Annotated in this window: 15 protein-coding genes, 2 tRNA genes and 1 riboswitch; of the genes, 10 read left to right on the forward strand and 7 right to left on the reverse strand. The window is 72.0% G+C overall.

What is annotated here, in order from left to right; genetic code table 11:
- The first annotated feature begins 47 nt into the window (after nucleotides 1-47).
- The 4 genes from ACIQGV_RS31445 (at nucleotide 48) to ACIQGV_RS31460 (ending at nucleotide 5,403) form a co-directional block, all read left to right on the forward strand.
- Entirely contained in the window at nucleotides 48-398 is a 351-nt protein-coding gene (locus ACIQGV_RS31445; protein WP_402500446.1) for a metallopeptidase family protein, read from the forward strand.
- Nucleotides 399-1,302: 904 nt separating this feature from the next.
- Entirely contained in the window at nucleotides 1,303-3,576 is a 2,274-nt protein-coding gene (locus ACIQGV_RS31450; protein ID WP_402500448.1) for a DEAD/DEAH box helicase, read from the forward strand.
- A gap of 129 nt (nucleotides 3,577-3,705) precedes the next feature.
- Nucleotides 3,706-5,241, forward strand: a complete 1,536-nt coding sequence (locus ACIQGV_RS31455) for an amino acid permease (protein WP_402500450.1) — start codon at nucleotides 3,706-3,708, stop codon at nucleotides 5,239-5,241.
- A gap of 89 nt (nucleotides 5,242-5,330) precedes the next feature.
- A tRNA-Lys gene (locus tag ACIQGV_RS31460) sits at nucleotides 5,331-5,403 on the forward strand.
- 169 nt (nucleotides 5,404-5,572) lie between these two features.
- Here the strand turns inward: ACIQGV_RS31460 and ACIQGV_RS31465 are convergent.
- From ACIQGV_RS31465 to ACIQGV_RS31475, 3 genes are all read right to left on the reverse strand, one after another.
- Nucleotides 5,573-6,226 (reverse strand): class I SAM-dependent methyltransferase, encoded by a 654-nt coding sequence (locus ACIQGV_RS31465; protein ID WP_402500452.1) that lies wholly within the window; start codon nucleotides 6,224-6,226, stop codon nucleotides 5,573-5,575.
- A gap of 80 nt (nucleotides 6,227-6,306) precedes the next feature.
- Nucleotides 6,307-6,807, reverse strand: a complete 501-nt coding sequence (locus ACIQGV_RS31470; RefSeq protein ID WP_402500455.1) for a hypothetical protein — start codon at nucleotides 6,805-6,807, stop codon at nucleotides 6,307-6,309.
- Between the two features lie 273 nt (nucleotides 6,808-7,080).
- Nucleotides 7,081-7,311 (reverse strand): hypothetical protein, encoded by a 231-nt coding sequence (locus tag ACIQGV_RS31475; protein WP_402500457.1) that lies wholly within the window; start codon nucleotides 7,309-7,311, stop codon nucleotides 7,081-7,083.
- A 98-nt stretch (nucleotides 7,312-7,409) separates the two neighbouring features.
- Here ACIQGV_RS31475 and ACIQGV_RS31480 point away from each other — a divergent pair, with 98 nt between their 5' ends.
- Together ACIQGV_RS31480 and ACIQGV_RS31485 are read left to right on the forward strand one after the other, a co-directional pair.
- Nucleotides 7,410-8,165: a GntR family transcriptional regulator gene (locus ACIQGV_RS31480; protein ID WP_402500459.1), complete on the forward strand. Its 756-nt coding sequence runs from the start codon at nucleotides 7,410-7,412 to the stop codon at nucleotides 8,163-8,165.
- 72 nt (nucleotides 8,166-8,237) lie between these two features.
- Nucleotides 8,238-8,399, forward strand: coding sequence for a hypothetical protein (locus ACIQGV_RS31485; RefSeq protein WP_402500462.1), 162 nt, complete (start codon nucleotides 8,238-8,240; stop codon nucleotides 8,397-8,399).
- On the opposite strand, the gene ACIQGV_RS31490 is transcribed toward ACIQGV_RS31485, so the two are convergent.
- The 3 genes from ACIQGV_RS31490 to ACIQGV_RS31500 all read right to left on the reverse strand — a co-directional run bounded on the left by ACIQGV_RS31490 (nucleotide 8,377) and on the right by ACIQGV_RS31500 (nucleotide 10,419).
- Nucleotides 8,377-9,045, reverse strand: a complete 669-nt coding sequence (locus ACIQGV_RS31490; RefSeq protein WP_402500465.1) for a class I SAM-dependent methyltransferase — start codon at nucleotides 9,043-9,045, stop codon at nucleotides 8,377-8,379. The two genes, ACIQGV_RS31485 and ACIQGV_RS31490, sit on opposite strands and share 23 nt — an antisense overlap.
- A 54-nt stretch (nucleotides 9,046-9,099) precedes the next feature.
- Nucleotides 9,100-9,741 carry a GTP cyclohydrolase II gene (gene ribA / locus ACIQGV_RS31495; protein WP_402500467.1) on the reverse strand — a complete coding sequence of 214 codons (642 nt, stop codon included), beginning with the start codon at nucleotides 9,739-9,741 and terminating at the stop codon, nucleotides 9,100-9,102.
- A gap of 201 nt (nucleotides 9,742-9,942) precedes the next feature.
- Nucleotides 9,943-10,419 (reverse strand): MarR family winged helix-turn-helix transcriptional regulator, encoded by a 477-nt coding sequence (locus ACIQGV_RS31500; RefSeq protein WP_402500470.1) that lies wholly within the window; start codon nucleotides 10,417-10,419, stop codon nucleotides 9,943-9,945.
- Nucleotides 10,420-10,490: 71 nt separating this feature from the next.
- Between ACIQGV_RS31500 and ACIQGV_RS31505 the strand changes: the two genes are divergently transcribed.
- From ACIQGV_RS31505 to ACIQGV_RS31520, 4 genes are all read left to right on the forward strand, one after another.
- Entirely contained in the window at nucleotides 10,491-11,621 is a 1,131-nt protein-coding gene (locus ACIQGV_RS31505) for a dihydrofolate reductase family protein (protein WP_402500473.1), read from the forward strand.
- Between the two features lie 106 nt (nucleotides 11,622-11,727).
- A tRNA-Met gene (locus ACIQGV_RS31510) sits at nucleotides 11,728-11,801 on the forward strand.
- A gap of 197 nt (nucleotides 11,802-11,998) precedes the next feature.
- Nucleotides 11,999-13,165 carry a PP2C family protein-serine/threonine phosphatase gene (locus ACIQGV_RS31515; protein WP_402500477.1) on the forward strand — a complete coding sequence of 389 codons (1,167 nt, stop codon included), beginning with the start codon at nucleotides 11,999-12,001 and terminating at the stop codon, nucleotides 13,163-13,165.
- Between the two features lie 223 nt (nucleotides 13,166-13,388).
- A riboswitch (cyclic di-AMP (ydaO/yuaA leader) is annotated at nucleotides 13,389-13,546 on the forward strand.
- Nucleotides 13,547-13,557: 11 nt separating this feature from the next.
- Nucleotides 13,558-14,619 (forward strand): M23 family metallopeptidase, encoded by a 1,062-nt coding sequence (locus ACIQGV_RS31520; RefSeq protein ID WP_402500479.1) that lies wholly within the window; start codon nucleotides 13,558-13,560, stop codon nucleotides 14,617-14,619.
- A gap of 101 nt (nucleotides 14,620-14,720) precedes the next feature.
- Here the strand turns inward: ACIQGV_RS31520 and ACIQGV_RS31525 are convergent, their stop codons facing one another.
- The gene (locus tag ACIQGV_RS31525) at nucleotides 14,721-16,058 is read right to left on the reverse strand and encodes a PrsW family intramembrane metalloprotease (protein ID WP_402500481.1); all 1,338 of its coding nucleotides are present in this window, start codon (nucleotides 16,056-16,058) and stop codon (nucleotides 14,721-14,723) included.
- Between the last annotated feature and the right edge of the window lie 51 nt (nucleotides 16,059-16,109).

Here is a 16,109-nt window from a genome sequence, read left to right on the forward strand (position 1 = left end):
GGCTCGGATGCGTCCCGTACGGGGGTGATGTACCGGACAATGGCGGTGTGCTGGAGATGACGCGCGAGGAGTTCGAGGAACTGGTCGCTCAGGCGCTGGACCGGATCCCGCCGGAGCTGACGCGGTTGATGGACAACGTGGCGGTGTTCGTCGAGGACGAGCCGCCGGCGGACGATCCGGAGCTGCTCGGGCTGTACGAGGGGACTCCGCTGACGGAGCGCGGCGAGTGGTACGCGGGGGTGCTTCCGGACCGGATCACGATCTACCGGGGGCCGACGCTGCGGTTCTGCGAGTCGCGCGAGGACGTGGTGGCGGAGACGGAGATCACGGTGGTGCACGAGATCGCGCACCATTTCGGGATCGACGACGCCCGGCTGCACGCGCTGGGTTACGGCTGAGCCCGGCGTGTCCTCCTGTGGGCGGCGGGAGTTGGGCAGCATGACTTCCCGCCGCGCCTTCGGAGGTGGCCGCCCGTGCGCCCCTTGTCCGTACCTGTACGCCTGGCCGCCACGGCGGTGGCCGTCGCCGCCGCCGCGGGATGCATGAGTGTCGGGGACGACGACGGCAGGCGGGCGCGGCCCGCGCATTCGGCGGGGGAGCGGGGCGCCGGGGCGCCGGAGGGCGCTGCGGCGGTGCCGGGCGCGGGGGCCGGGTACGGCGGTGGCGGTGGCGGCGGCGGCGCGGCCGGCGGTGCGGAGGATCCGCGGCCGAGGGGCACGGACGGGAGACGTCCCGCGGGGGCGTCGGCCTCGCCCTCGGTGTCACCGTCGGGGAGTGCGAGCGCGCCTGCGCCGGCGCCGACCCGGCCGGGGAGGCCGCCGGTGCCGGGGGCGCCGGAGCCGACTGTGGCGGAACCGACACCGACGCGGACGGAGCCGTCGCCGGAGCCGCCGCCGGCGTCGCCCGAACCGCCGCCTTCTCCTGTGCCGACCGAGGCGGAGCCGTCGTCGTCGGCGCATCCGGAGCCCGGCCCGCAGCTGGAGCAGCGGGAGCCGGCGCCCGCTGCGGGGACACCGGCGTAGGGGTGCCGCCGGCGGTGTGGCCACGGGTGCGCCCGTCGGCGTGCGCGGAGGGTGGGGCCGGAGGTGCGGCTGACCTGCGATGTCGTGACGGGTTTGCGTTCAGGGGTGGTGAGTGCGTATGGTGGTAGATCGTTTGATCCCATTTGCCCGGCGCCACAGCAGAGCGCGCCGTGTGGCGCGTACTCTCCCTTGCCGTGGCGGACCGCATTGAGGCGGTCGTATGCGAATCACGGAGTTGACGGGCGCGTGCCGATGAGACTCCGGAAGGTTTCGCATACGCATGTCCATTTTCAGTGCCGACCACTCTGTCCTGCCCGAGGACACCGAGAACGACGTCGAGAACACCGAGAACACCGAGAACGTCGTCGAGAACAGCGAGAACGTCGTCGAGACGGTCGAAGCGGTCGACAACCCCGAGGCCGACGAGGCGGCTCCTGAGCCGACCTTCGCGGACCTCGGTCTGCCCGAGAGCGTCGTGCGCAAGCTCGCGCAGAACGGCGTGACGACCCCGTTCCCGATCCAGGCCGCGACCATCCCGGACGCGCTGGCGGGCAAGGACATCCTCGGCCGTGGCCGCACGGGCTCCGGCAAGACGCTGTCCTTCGGTCTGCCGACCCTGGCCCGGCTGGCGGGCGGCCGCACCGAGCGCAAGCGTCCCCGCGCGGTCATCCTCACCCCGACGCGTGAGCTGGCGATGCAGGTGGCCGACGCCCTGCAGCCGTACGGCGACGTCGTGGGCCTGCGGATGAAGGTCGTCTGCGGCGGTACGTCGATGGGGAACCAGATCTACGCCCTGGAGAAGGGCGTCGACATCCTGGTCGCCACGCCGGGCCGGCTGCGCGACATCATCAACCGCGGCGCCTGCTCCCTGGAGGACGTGCAGATCACCGTTCTCGACGAGGCCGACCAGATGTCCGACCTGGGCTTCCTGCCCGAGGTCACCGAGCTGCTGGACCAGGTCCCGTCGGGCGGTCAGCGGATGCTGTTCTCCGCGACGATGGAGAACGAGATCCAGACCCTCGTCGACCGGTACCTGAACGCGCCCGTCTCGCACGAGGTGGACGCCGCCCAGGGCGCGGTCACGACGATGTCGCACCACATCCTCGTCGTGAAGCCCAAGGACAAGGCGCCGGTCACGGCCGCGATCGCCTCCCGCAAGGGCCGCACGATCATCTTCGTCCGCACCCAGCTGGGCGCGGACCGGGTCGCCGAGCAGCTGCGCGAGGCGGGTGCGAAGGCCGACGCGCTGCACGGCGGCATGACGCAGGGCGCGCGGACCCGCACGCTGGCGGACTTCAAGGACGGTTACGTCAACGTCCTGGTCGCCACGGACGTCGCCGCGCGCGGTATCCACGTCGACGGCATCGACCTGGTGCTGAACGTGGACCCGGCCGGTGACCACAAGGACTACCTGCACCGCGCGGGCCGTACCGCCCGGGCCGGCCGTACCGGCACGGTCGTGTCCCTGGCGCTTCCGCACCAGCGCCGCCAGATCTTCCGTCTGATGGAGGACGCGGGCGTCGACGCCTCGCGCCACATCATCCAGGGCGCCGGCGCCTTCGACCCGGAGGTCGCCGAGATCACCGGTGCGCGGTCGATGACCGAGGTGCAGGCCGAGTCGGCGGGCAACGCCGCCACGCAGGCCGAGCGTGATGTCGCCCACCTCACCAAGCAGCTGGAGCGGGCGCAGCGCCGTGCCACCGAGCTGCGCGAGGAGTCGGACCGGCTGCTGGCGCGGGTCGCCCGTGAGCGCGGCGAGGACCCGGAGGCCGTCGTGGCCGCGGCGGCCGCGGAGGCCGAGGCCGCTGTGGTGGCCGAGGTGTCGGTGCCGGAGCAGCCCGCGGCGCAGGACGTGGACCGGGCCGAGCGCGCGGAGCGGACGGAGCGCGAGGAGCGCCCGTTCGAGCGCCGTGAGCGTCGTGACGACCGCGGTGGCCGTTCCTTCGAGCGTCGTGACGACCGTGGCGGTTTCAACCGTGACCGTGACGACCGTGGGGGCCGTTCCTTCGAGCGTCGTGACGACCGTGGCGGCTTCCGCCGTGACGAGCGCCGGGACGACCGCGGTGGCCGTACCTTCGAGCGCCGTGACGACCGTGGCGGCCGTACCTTCGAGCGCCGTGACGACCGGGGCGGTTTCAACCGTGACCGTGGCGAGCGCGGTTTCGAGCGTCGTGACGACCGCGGTGGCCGTTCCTTCGAGCGTCGTGACGACCGGGGCGGTTTCAACCGTGACCGTGACGACCGCGGTGGCCGTTCCTTCGAGCGTCGTGACGACCGTGGCGGCTTCCGCCGTGACGAGCGCCGGGACGACCGCGGTGGCCGTTCCTTCGAGCGTCGTGACGACCGTGGCGGTCGTACCTTCGAGCGCCGTGAGGAGCGCGGCGGTCACCGTGGCAGCGACCGTCCGTTCAACCGCGACCGTCAGGGCGAGCGTCCGGGCTTCCGCTCCGGCGGCCACGAGCGCCCGCACGGCCGTCGTGACGACCACCGCGGTGGCAGCGCCGGCTCCTTCGGCCGCCGTGACGACAAGCCGCGCTGGAAGCGCAACGGCTGACGTTCCCGAGCCGTACTGAACGCCGTGGCCCCCACCGAACCGGTGGGGGCCACGGCGTTTTCCGCGAGGGGCCTCTTTTGGCCAACCTGTGACGCATGTCACGCGCCCGGCGGGGGAATTGCTGGGGGCATGACAGATGACGCCAGATCGAGCGGTCCGTCGGACGAAGAGCGGCTCGCGCAGCTCGGCTACACACAGGTGCTCGCGCGCCGGATGTCGGCGTTCTCCAACTACGCGGTGTCCTTCACCATCATCTCGGTGCTGTCGGGCTGTCTGACGCTGTATCTGTTCGGCATGAACACCGGCGGCCCGGCCGTGATCACCTGGGGATGGGTCGCGGTCGGCCTGATGACCCTGTTCGTCGGCCTGTCGATGGCCGAGATCTGCTCCGCGTATCCGACGTCGGCGGGCCTGTACTTCTGGGCGCACCGGCTGGCGCCGGCCCGGACGGCGGCGGCCTGGGCCTGGTTCACCGGCTGGTTCAACGTGCTGGGGCAGGTGGCCGTGACCGCGGGCATCGACTTCGGGGCGGCGTCCTTCCTGGGCGCCTACCTCAATCTCCAGTTCGGGTTCGAGGTCACGCCCGGCCGGACGATCCTGCTGTTCGCCGGGATCCTGGTGCTGCACGGCCTGCTGAACACCTTCGGGGTGCGGATCGTCGCGCTGCTGAACAACGTCAGCGTGTGGTGGCACGTCCTCGGGGTCGCGGTCATCGTCGGCGCGCTGACGTTCGTGCCCGACGAGCACCGGTCGGCGTCCTTCGTCTTCGGCGAGTTCGTGAACAACACCGGCTGGGGCAGCGGGGTGTACGTGGTGCTGCTGGGCCTGCTGATGGCGCAGTACACCTTCACCGGCTACGACGCCTCCGCCCATATGACGGAGGAGACGCACGACGCGTCCACGGCCGGGCCGAAGGGCATCGTCCGCTCCATCTGGACGTCGTGGATCGCGGGTTTCGTCCTTCTGCTGGGCTTCACCTTCGCCATCCGGTCGTACGAGGGGGCGCTCACCTCGCCGACCGGCGCGCCGCCCGCGCAGATCCTGCTCGACGCGCTGGGCGCGACCGCCGGCAAGCTGCTGCTGCTCGTGGTGATCGGCGCGCAGCTGTTCTGCGGGATGGCGTCGGTGACGGCCAACAGCCGCATGATCTACGCGTTCTCGCGCGACGGCGCCCTGCCGTTCTCGCACGTCTGGCACACGGTGAGCCCGCGGACGCGGACGCCGGTGGCGGCGGTGTGGCTGGCCGCGCTGGGCGCGCTCGTGCTGGGGCTGCCGTATCTGATCAATGTCACCGCCTACGCGGCCGTCACGTCGATCGCGGTCATCGGCCTCTACATCGCCTACGTCATCCCGACGCTGCTGCGGGTGCGCAAGGGCGACGCGTTCGAGCGGGGGCCGTGGCACCTCGGGCGCTGGTCGGGGCTCGTGGGGGTGGTGGCGGTGGCCTGGGTCGGCGTGATCACCGTGCTGTTCATGCTGCCGCAGGTCTCTCCGGTCACCTGGGAGACCTTCAACTACGCCCCCGTCGCCGTCCTGGTCGTCCTGGGCTTCGCGGCCACCTGGTGGTTCGCGTCGGCCCGGCACTGGTTCCTCAACCCGCGCCACGAACGCACCATCGCCCGCGAGGCGGCCCGCGCGGGCACCCCCGAACCGGTCGATCCCTAGCCAATCACCACCCCGACGCGGCCGGGTCTGCCGATACCCGATCGGAGACACGGCCGCGTCCGGCTATGCTCGGGGAGGCAACATCGCCAGGGCCCTTAGCTCAATTGGCAGAGCAGTGGACTTTTAATCCATTGGTTGTGGGTTCGAGTCCCACAGGGCCTACCGCGCCGCCCCCAGCTCAGAGGTACTTCGGGCTGGGGGCGTGTCCGGTCCGGGCGGGCCTCGACGGAGGGTTTCTGCCCGAGGTCGGGAACGTACTCCCGCCGAGCGAGTGAGGAACGGTCCCGTTCGGCTGCCGAGGTCGCACTCCCGGGCCGTGTCGGGGTGCGCCTCAGGCTCGGGCGCCCACGATGAGCGTGCCGATATGTCCCGCTTCCGGGGCCGCCACCATCCGGGCTTCTGCGCTGGCGAATCCGGCCCGTATCAGGTGCCGCTCCCACACCGCGGGCTTGTAGCTGTAGCGGTAGGTGAACATGGCCTTGCCTGCGAATCCGCCTTTGTACATGCCCTGCGGCCCGTAGGCGCCGGGGATCGCGGGCGGCTGCGAGAACACGAACACCCCGCCCGGGGACAGGTGCTGGCGCACGAGCGGGAAGAGGCGGGACGGGTCGGTGAACCAGGCCGCGCCGAAAATGGAGTACACCGCGTCGTACCGGTCCTGGTCGGCGGCGAGCCAGCCGAGGACTTCCGCCTGCTCGATCCGGACGCCGAGCGGCGCCCACCGCTTGCAGGCCAGCTGCACCATGCGAGGGGACAGGTCGACTCCGGTGGCCTTCACGCCCTGCTGTGCGAGACGGGCGAGGGCACGACCGGTGCCACAGCCGATTTCCAGCACGGACTCAGGTGTGCCCAGGAGTTCCGTCCCCGGTCCGTGGCCGGCGTACTGCGTCCAGCAGAACGAGGGCTCCGCCTCGGCGTCGAACGCGCTTTTCGCGTAGGCGTCCCAGAGTTCGGTCTCGGCGGCGATGTCGTGCGGTACGGGCACAGCGCGTTCCTTCGCTCGTCGGGATGCGGGAGCCCCCGGCCCCCGGGAGCTGCGGGGGCGGGGGGCGAGCGTAGCCGGGGTCAGTGGCTGTCGGGGACCTTGTCGTCGCAGGGCGAGCACTCCCCGCCGTCGATGGCCCAGAGCTCTTCGTCGATCTGCCAGCCCTGGGACCTGAGGAACTCGCCCGTGCGCAGGCACAGGCCGTCGCTGCGGCGTTCGATGAACGGTGCGTGATGCTTGAAGCGACCGCCGTTGTACAGGCGGCAGATGCCCCACCACACGGGCGTGTCGAGGATGAGCTGATGCACGCCCATGTCCACCAGCTTGCCGACACCGAGATGGACGTCGGGGTTCTCGATGGAGCCCATGACGTACATGACGGCGTTGCCGAGGATCCGCTCCGCCATGTCACGGACCATCGTGTGGTCGCGCAGCAGCAGGGTGACCTCGCGGTCCCACAGGCTCATCCCCGAGTCGAAGATGTTGACCGTGAGTTCCGTGATGTGCGGGGCCACCGCGTTGAGCAGCTCCTGCGGGTCCCTGGTGCGGGAGAAGGCGGGTCGTTCTAACGCTACGGTCACATGTTCCTCCTGGTGGTCTCGGCCTCCGGGGGAGGCGCGGGCCCCGTCCGCTCCCGGCTCAGGATCCGGAGCGGGCGGGAGTCTGTGGGGGCGACTCCGGCAGGCAGGCCGTGCAGGCGTACACCTCGACATCGAGGACGTGGGCGCCCATGCGGCCACGCGAGATGCCGGCACTCGCGCCGCCGTTCGTCAGAGGGGCTCGGCAGTAGACGCAGTCCCAGCCCGCGTACTGCCGACCGGTCAGAGTCGTCGCGGGTGGCAGGCGGAGGGCGGTCACCGCTCCACCAGGTGAGCCCAGATCTGCGGGGTGTCCGTACCGTCCGAGCTGCCCCATGCGTCGGCCTGGCCGAGCACCTCGATCACGCAGCCCCACGCCGGATCCGTGGGATCTGGCGCGGGTGCGGACAGGCGTACGCCGGTCGTGGTGGACTGCATGACGACGGGCTCGCCCAGGGCTGTCTCCAGGGCGATGCGCAACGTTGCTCCTCGCAGACTGATAGACATGCCGGGACCCCACTCTCGTGCGAGAGATTAACTCTCGCACGAGAGTAGCCCGCACGGCACTACTCTGTCACGCAAGTCGCATCGAAGGGAGGCGTTGAGTGACCGCCGAGACGCCCCTGTATCTGCGCGTCGCCGACGAGCTGCGCGCCCGTATCGAGTCAGGGGAGATGCAGCCCGGGGCCCGTCTCCCGTCCGTAGCCGAACTCATCCAGCAGTACGGCGGCAGCAACTCCGTGGCGACCAAGGCTTATCGGCTTCTGGCTGACGAGGGCTTGGTCGTCTCCCGGCACGGCGCCGGTCACTACGTCCGCGGGACTGAAACGCCTGAGCTGCTCGTGCGGCGCCATCATGGCCGGTCCGAGGACAGTCCCTTCGCGCAGGGTGCCGCCGAGCAGGGGGCTGTCGGTACTTGGCGGCACGAGTCGACCACGGAGCAGGCGAGCGCCACCGTGGCCGCGCGTCTCGTGATCGACCCGGGCGTGCCGGTCATGCACACCTCGTACACGTACCTTGTCGACGAGGTGCCGGTGCAGCTGGCCGAGTCGTGGGAGCCGCTTGAGCTGACCGGCTCCAGCCTGATCGCCCTTCCCGAAGTCGGCCCTTACGCCGGTGTCGGCGTCGCCGCGCGAATGCGGGTCATCTCGATCGAGGTCGGCCACCCAGTGGAGCGGGTGCGCTCCCGCATGGCCACCCGTGCGGAAGCACAAGCGCTCGGCATGACCCCGGCGGGACCCGTCCTGGCGATCGAGCGGACCTACTACGACCTGGCCACCGGCCGAGCCGTCGAGACCGCAGACATCGTGATGCGCGGAGACCGGTGGATGGCGGTGTACGGGCAGGCCCCGACCGTCTGACCCCTGGCAGGGCGAAAGCGGCCTTCGCTCTCCCGGAGGAGGGAGGGGGCCCTGGCGGGTCCGCTGAGTGACATGCTCGGTCTGCCGATCGCCCTCACGGACGCGCTGCCGGGTCCGGCCTGGGCCGTCGCGGTGCTCGTGCTGCCTGTGGTCGGCCTGGCCGCCGGGACCCTCGTGGGCAGCCGCGAGGCCCTGCGCCGGGACCCCTATCTCACGGCACGGGCCCACAGCTGACGGCCGTACGGCGCAGCAGCAGGTACGTCCGCAGGCTCGGGTGCTCCGTGTCCGGGTCGGGGGTGCGGTCGAGGCGGGCTGCGAGGGTGAGCCCTGCTGCGGTGAGGGCCCGGGTCTCCGCGGACGGGTCGAGGAAGTGGAAGGTCAGGTCCACGGGGTGGTCCCACCAGTCGGTGAGGCGGCGGGAGGAGCCCGGGGCGGTGTCGGCGTCGGAGGTGTGGAAGGCCAGCAGGGCGTGGCCGCCGGGGCGCAGGACGCGGGCGAACTCGGCGTAGGCGGCGCCGCGCTGCGGGGCGTCGAGGTGGATGAGGGCGTACCAGCACAGCAGGGCGGAGAGGGAGCCGGAGCGGACCGGCAGGGCGGTCATGTCGGCGGACGCGAAGGGCAGGCCCGTCGCGCGCCGGGCGACGGCGCACATGGCCGGGGACAGGTCGAGGCCGGCGGCGCGGGCGCCCTTGCGGGCCAGGTGGGCGGTGGCGTGGCCGGGGCCGCAGCCGATGTCCAGGACCGGACCGCCGTCGGCCAGCTCGGTCAGGGTGTCCAGGAGCGCGCGGTCGAGGGGTTTGCCGTCGAGCTCCCCGGCGATCTCGGTGGCGTACCGCTCGGCGACGGTGTCGTAGCTGAGGCTGGTCGGCGAAGGGGACAAGGGGCCTCGCTGTCGGGGAGGGAGTGCCTGTCTCGGACGCGTCCAGTATGGGTGTCAGCCCGCCGTCAGGCCGGTGAGTTCGGCCAGCGGGAGCGTGTGCTGGGTCTGGAGGACCTTCGCGCGCAGGTAGCGGACGTTGTGGGCGGTCGTGAAGACGCCGGTGGGGACGCGGTTGTGCACCTCGACGCCGAGGTCGCGCAACTGGGCCGCCTTGTCGGGGTTGTTGGAGAGCAGGTCCAGCCCGGTGATGCCCAGGGCGCGCAGCATCTGGGCGGCGGCGGTGTAGTCGCGGTCGTCCTCGGGCAGGCCCAGCGCGGCGTTGGCCTCGTAGGTGTCGAGACCCTGGTCCTGGAGGGCGTAGGCGTCGAGCTTGTTGTAGAGACCGATGCCGCGGCCCTCCTGGCGGAGGTAGAGCAGGACGCCTCCGTGCGCGGCGATGCGTTCCACGGCCTCGCGCAGCTGGGGGCCGCAGTCGCAGCGGGCGGAGCCGAAGACGTCGCCGGTCAGGCACTCGGAGTGCAGGCGGACCAGCGGGGCCGTGCCGGGGGAGGGGTCGCCGAGGACCACGGCGAGGTGCTCGGCGCCGTCGGCCAGGCCGTGGAAGGTGACGAGCTCGGCGTCGACCCGGTAGCCGTCGGGGAAGCTCAGCGGGACCCTGACGCGTGCGCGCTGGGTGGCGGCGGGGGTGTCGGACATGCGGGTCTCCGTCCAGTGGCCTCCTGTGTTTCAGATTTGAAGCACAGGGTCTGGAGGGGACCCTACTTCATGCTTGAAAGTTGAAGCAACTGGGCTGTGGTGCGCCTCACATCCGGCGTCCCGCGCCTCTCCGTGCCCGGTGCCCCGCGTCCCTCCGCGCCTGGCGTCCCGCGTCCCTCCGCGCCCGGCGTCCCGCGCCTCTCATGAGCGGCGCAGCCAGGGCACGTCCTCCTCCTCGGTGCCCTTGATGGCCGTGCAGATCTCCTCCAGCCGGGCCACCTGCTCGGTGGTGAGCCGGTCGAACAGGCGTCTGCGTACGGTCTCCACATGACCCGGTGCCGTCCGCTCCAGTACGTCCGTCCCCCGCCCGGTCAGTGCGGCGATGCTGCCGCGCCGGTCCGACGGGCAGCCCTCGCGGCCGACCAGGCCGTCCTTCTCCAGGCGTGTCACGGCGTACGTCAGCCGGCTGCGGGTGATCTTCAGCGCCTCGGCCAGCTCCGTCATGCGCAGCCTGCGCTCCGGCGCCTCGGACAGGGTGGCCAGGATGGAGTAGTAGAGATGAGGCATGCCGGCGTCCTGCTGGAGCTGCCGGTCCAGCGCGTCCTCCAGGAGGTGCGTCGCGGCGACGTAGGCGCGCCAGGCGCGCTGCTCGTCCGGAGTGAGCCAGCGGGTCGTCATGCCGCCAGTGTAGTTTTGCTTCAAACTTGAACCAAGTGTGACGCTCCCGACCCGAGAGAGACTCCGCGCCGATGCCGCACCCTTACGTCCTCCTCTCCGCCGCCGTCTCCCTCGACGGCTACCTCGACGACACCGGCCCGGACCGCCTGCTGCTCTCCTCGCCGGCCGACTTCGACCGGGTCGACGAGGTCCGGGCGGCCTCGGACGCGATCCTCGTCGGCGCGGGCACGCTGCGCGCCGACAACCCGCGGCTGCTGGTCAACTCCGCCGAGCGGCGCGCGGCCCGGGTCGCCGCCGGGAAGCCGGAGTTCCCCCTGAAGGTCTGCGTCAGCGCGACCGGCGACCTCGACCCCGAGGCCCGCTTCTGGCACACCGGCGGCGACAAGGTCCTGTACACCACCGACCGGGGCGCCGAGCGGGCCCGCCGGGCCGGTGTCCGCGCCGATGTCGTCGCCCTCGGCCCCGTCCTCGGCTGGCACGCGGTCCTGGAGCATCTGCACGACGTACGGGGTGTCCGGCGGCTGATGGTCGAGGGCGGCGGGACCGTGCACACCCAGCTGCTCCAGGAGCAGCTCGCCGACGAACTCCAGCTCGTCCTCGCGCCCCTGTTCGTCGGCACCCCCGACGCCCCGCGGCTGTTCGGGCCGGGCGGCTACCAGGGCGGGAGGCTGCGGCTGACGGAGACCCGGCGCGTCGAGGACGTCGTGCTCATGCGCTACGAGCCCACCGCGCCCGGCACGGGAGGCACGGCCACGCCCGCCGACCGGCACTGGCTCGGGCTCGCCTGCGAGCTGGCGGCGCTGTGCCCGCCGTCGGAGAGCGCGTTCAGCGTCGGCGCGGTGGTGGTGGCCGCCGACGGCACCGAGCTGGCCCGCGGTCACTCCCGCGAGGGCGGCGACCCCGTCGTGCACGCCGAGGAGGCCGCGCTCGCCGGGATCGACCCGGCCGACCCGCGGCTGCCCGGTGCCACCGTGTACTCCAGCCTGGAGCCGTGCGCCCGCCGCGCCTCCCGGCCCGCGCCCTGCGCCCGGCTGATCCTCGACGCGGGCGTGCGCCGGGTCGTCACCGCCTGGCGCGAGCCCGACACCTTCGTCGCCGGCGCGGACGGCAGCGGGCTCCTCGCCTCGCACGGCGCCGATGTCGTCGTCCTGCCGGAGTACGAGGAGCGGGCCAAGGCCCCCAACCGGCATCTGCCCGGCTGAGGCGGGGGAAGCGAGGGCGGGGGAGGCGGGGGAAGCGGGGACGGGGGAGGCGGGGACGAACCGTTGTGCATTCACTCCCGCGGATGGCGTACACTGGTTTCACCGACGCGGGGTGGAGCAGCTCGGTAGCTCGCTGGGCTCATAACCCAGAGGTCGCAGGTTCAAATCCTGTCCCCGCTACTGAAGGCTCAGGGCCGGGATCCATGCAGATGGATCCCGGCCCTGAGTGTTTTCCGGGATTCCCCGAGTTTCTTCCCGGAGCCCGCGCGGTTCCCTCGGTCGGACTCCCCCCGCTCGCCCCCCGCCCCCGCCCCGGCAACCCTGGACGGACGGGGCCCGACGCGCGGCCCGCGACGACATGCGCTGCGGGAGTGCGAGTGGTGCGGCCTGGTGAGCCGGGGAGCGGCAAGGCGTACGCCAGGGCCGGCGGAACGGCGTCCGCCGCGGGGCTGCCCCCGGAGCGGCGCCGGATCTCCTGCATCCGTGCGTTCGTCCGCACCCTGCCCGCTTTGCTGATCGCGGCAGGTGCCCTGTACGAGTACCTCACCCCCGCCGAGTACACGGCCGGTCCCTTCTTCACCGCGGCGCCGCTCGTCGCCGCGCCCCTCTGCTCCCGGCGCGGCACCCTGCTCACCGGCGCGGCCGCGGTCGTCGCCGTCCTGGGGGTGCAGCTGCTGCTCGGCGACGCCCTCGGCGTGGAGGCGGTCACCGGGCTGATCACCGTGGTGACGGTGTCCTTCCTGGCCGTCGTCATCAACCTCCTGGTGCGCCGCAGCAACGAGCGGCTCGCCACCGCACACGCCATCGCCGAGGCCGCCCAGCGCGCCGTGCTGCCCGAGCCCGCCGAGCGGATCGGCGGCTTCGAGATCGCCGCCCGCTACGAGGCCGCGCAGGAGGACGCCTACATCGGCGGCGACCTCTACGCGGTGCAGGACAGTCCGTACGGCGTGCGGATCGTCGTCGGGGACGTCCGGGGCAAGGGCATGGGCGCGGTGGCCGCGGTCGCGGTCGTGATCGGGGCGTTCCGGGAGGCGGCCGAGCAGGAGGCCACGCTGGAGGAGGTCGCGCAGCGTCTGGAGCGGGCACTGGACCGCGAGGGACCGCGGCGCGAGGAGCCGGAGGCGCAGGAGGGTTTCACGACCGCCGTGCTCGTCGAACTCCCGCACGGAAAGGGAGTCGTACGCGTCCTCAACCGCGGCCATCCGCCACCGCTCGTGCTGTACACCGACGGCACCCTGCGCGCCCTGTCCGCCCGCCGCACCGCGCTGCCGCTCGGCATGAGCGAGCTGGGCCACTGGCCCGACCGGGCCGAGGAACTGCCCTTCCCTGCCGGGGCCGTGCTGCTGCTGTACACCGACGGCCTGTCCGAGGCGCGGGACGCCCGCGGGGTGTTCTTCGATCCGGAGGCGTGGCTGGCCGGGCGTGTCTTCCGCGGTCCGGGGGACCTGTTACGCACCCTCGCGGAGGAGGCCCGCCGGCACGCCGGGGGCGCCCTGACGGACGACATGGCGCTGCTGGCCGTACGGCGTCCCGCGCCGATGTGACGTGCAGTGACCGGACGAGCGCCCTGCGCATAACATCTGAGTCACCATCAAAAAACCGGACGGTACTGAGTTCTGGTCAACTCGCCCGAATTTCTCCTCCCGTGGGCCGTACGTCCCCGGCGAGCGCGTTAATGATCAAGTCGAACAGCTTGGAATTGGACCCCTGGTTCTATTAACGTCCGATAACGCAGCGCGGTCGTCCCAGCCGTCACAAGAGACGGCTCCGTGCGCACTGCCGAATCCCGCAAGGGAACCGGGGAACCACCAACTTGGGGTGAATCGGGCGTATCCGGTCGTGGAGACACGGCTTGTATACGCGCGTAGGAGACCTTCCTGCTCCGAACCCGTCAGCTAACCCGGTAGGCGAGAAGGAAGGAAAGGAGTACGCCCACGTGGCGTCCAACCGGCCTGCCCCGCACGTCCCGTTCGTCCCGGGCCAGCGCACCTCCGACACCGCCGAAACCTTTGTCTACGGCGGTCGGCCGGGCGACGAGGGACCGTGGGAGGAGTGGAACCCCACCGCGGAGTCCGTTCTTCCCGTACGCGGCAAGCACCGGGTCGCCAAGCAGCGCGGCGGGCTCGCCCGCAGCTCCACCGTCCTCGGCGTCGGTGTCATAGCCGCCGTCGCCGGCGGTGGCATGGCCAGCGCCCAGACCGGCAAGCCGCCGGTCTCCATCTCGCTGCCCGACCTGCCCTCCGTCGGCTCCCTCCTGTCGGACGAGGAGCCCGCCGAGGAGCCCGTCGAGGCCACCGCCCCGCTCAGCTCCCTCGGCTCTCTCGGCACCGCCTCCGCCGACACCGCGCAGAGCACCTCCGACGCCGGCGAGGCCCTGCGCACCCGCATCATGGCCCAGGCCGAGCAGCAGCAGGACCAGGCCGACACCAAGGCCGCCCAGGCCGCGCAGGCCGCCGCCCAGGCAGCCGCCGAGAAGAAGGCCGCCGAGGCCGCCGCCCAGGCCGAGAAGGAGGCGGAGGCCAAGGCCGCCGCCGCGAAGGCCGCCGCGGAGGAGGAGGCCCGCAAGAAGGCCGAGGCCGAGCGCCTCGCCGAGCTGGCCACCCAGTTCACCCTGCCGACGTCCTCGTACACGATCACCTCCACCTACGGCCAGGCCGGCTCCATGTGGTCCTCCGGGTACCACACGGGCCTCGACTTCGCCGCGCCCACCGGTACCCCGATCAAGGCCGTCCACACCGGCACGATCACCGAGGCCGGCTGGAGCGGGTCGTACGGCTACAGCACCGTGCTCACCCTCGACGACGGCACCGAGATCCGCTACGCCCACCAGTCCTCGATCAACGTCAGCGTCGGCCAGAAGGTCAACACCGGCGACGTGATCGGGCGCGTGGGCGCGACGGGCAATGTCACCGGACCGCACCTGCACCTGGAGGTCAAGGTCGGCGGCGGCGACGTGGACCCGATGGCGTGGCTGCGCGACAGGGGACTCAACCCCTGACAGGGGCTTCCTCACAGAGCTCTTCGAGATCACCGGCGGTCCTGACGACAACCCCCCCCGACGTCAGGGCTGCCGGTTTCGCCGTTCCCGGCGCCGTGCCGTCAGGTGCGGTACGGGTTGTACGGCGGGTTCCCGTACAGGGCGTGGTCGTAGCCGTGGTCGTAGCCGTAGCCGTAGCCGTAGCCGTAGCCGTAGCCCTGGTGCATCGGCATCGGTGCCGTCGTCCGTGCCGCGTACTGCAGGGCCGGGCGGGCCACCTCGCGGCGGATCCACAGCTCGTGCAGCAGCTCGCGTTCCCGGACGACGAACCCGCAGTCCGCGCGGCCCCGCCTGCCGCGGTGGCGCAGGAACGCCAGCGACGTCGCGTACGCCTCGTACTGCGCCACCGCGCGCCTCGCCGACCTGCCCAGATGGTGGCCGGCGTACTCGCGGGCCACCCGGCGTGCCCGCATCGAGCCGAGGACGTACGGCTCGGCCGGGGTCAGCCAGCCCGCCGCCACGTAGGGGGGAAGCTCCTCGCGGACCGTGCGCAGCTCGCGCTGGCGGGTCCAGACGACCAGCCAGGTCAGCAGGCCGAAGGCGGGCACCATGAAGGTCCCGTACACCGCGAAGAACCCGAACTCGCCGAACGTCGACGAGCCGTTCCACAGCGCGTGCATGCCCATCGCCAGGAGCAGGCCGGACAGCGGGAGGCCGATACGGCGCAGGGTCTGGCGTTCGCCGGACAGGGCGGCGATGCCGAAGCCGATGCCGGTGAGGACCGTGAACAGCGGATGCGCGAACGGTGACATGATCACCCGCACGAAGAACGTCGCCGCGGTGACCGAGGCGATGCCCGTGTCGCCGGTGAGCTGGTCGGTGCCGAAGGCGTTGCCGAGATAGAGGATGTTCTCGGTGAACGCGAAGCCGGTCGCGGTGACGCCGGCGACGACCACGCCGTCGACGATGCCCGTGAAGTCGCTTCTGCGGAAGAGGAACAGCAGCAGGACCGCGGCCGCCTTCGCGGACTCCTCGACCACGGGCGCTATGACGGTCGCCCCGAGGGTGTCCGCGCCGGACGGGTCCGCCGTCGCCGTCGCTATCCATCTGGTCGCGAAACTGTTGGCCACGATCGCGATCAGGGCCGCCGCGCAGGCGCCCCAGGCGAAGGAGAACACCAGGTTCCGCCAGGGTCCCGGCGCCACCCGGTCCAGCCAGCGGAACGCGGCGACGAGCAGGGGCACGGGCAGCACGGCGAGGCCCAGGCCCACCAGGAAGCCGTCCGTCCCCGTCTGCTCCCGCACCAGCGCGAGGATGACCAGCCCCGACAGCGCGAGCAGGACGATCAGCGCGGCGTAGCGCACCCAGGTGCGCTGCCACCAGTGCGGGTGCCGCGGCGCACCCCCGGCGGGAGCCGGGGGCTGTGCCGGGTACGCCGGGTACGGGGGACAGGTGGCCACGGCATCGACCCTAACGAGGGAGGGGCGCCGACCGCAGGGGGAGCAGAGGGC

This window comes from Streptomyces sp. NPDC093094 (genome assembly GCF_044754345.1).
Lineage (GTDB): Bacteria > Actinomycetota > Actinomycetes > Streptomycetales > Streptomycetaceae > Streptomyces.

What these genes read in the sequence shown, in the direction of transcription:
- ACIQGV_RS31500 (WP_402500470.1), bottom strand. Translation starts at nt 10,419, where the DNA reads ATGACGACCCGCTGGCTCACTCCGGACGAGCAGCGCGCCTGGCGCGCC.
- ACIQGV_RS31455 (WP_402500450.1), top strand. Translation starts at nt 3,706, where the DNA reads ATGACAGATGACGCCAGATCGAGCGGTCCGTCGGACGAAGAGCGGCTC.
- ribA (WP_402500467.1), bottom strand. Translation starts at nt 9,741, where the DNA reads ATGTCCGACACCCCCGCCGCCACCCAGCGCGCACGCGTCAGGGTCCCG.
- ACIQGV_RS31505 (WP_402500473.1), top strand. Translation starts at nt 10,491, where the DNA reads ATGCCGCACCCTTACGTCCTCCTCTCCGCCGCCGTCTCCCTCGACGGC.
- ACIQGV_RS31475 (WP_402500457.1), bottom strand. Translation starts at nt 7,311, where the DNA reads ATGTCTATCAGTCTGCGAGGAGCAACGTTGCGCATCGCCCTGGAGACA.
- ACIQGV_RS31485 (WP_402500462.1), top strand. Translation starts at nt 8,238, where the DNA reads ATGCTCGGTCTGCCGATCGCCCTCACGGACGCGCTGCCGGGTCCGGCC.
- ACIQGV_RS31450 (WP_402500448.1), top strand. Translation starts at nt 1,303, where the DNA reads ATGTCCATTTTCAGTGCCGACCACTCTGTCCTGCCCGAGGACACCGAG.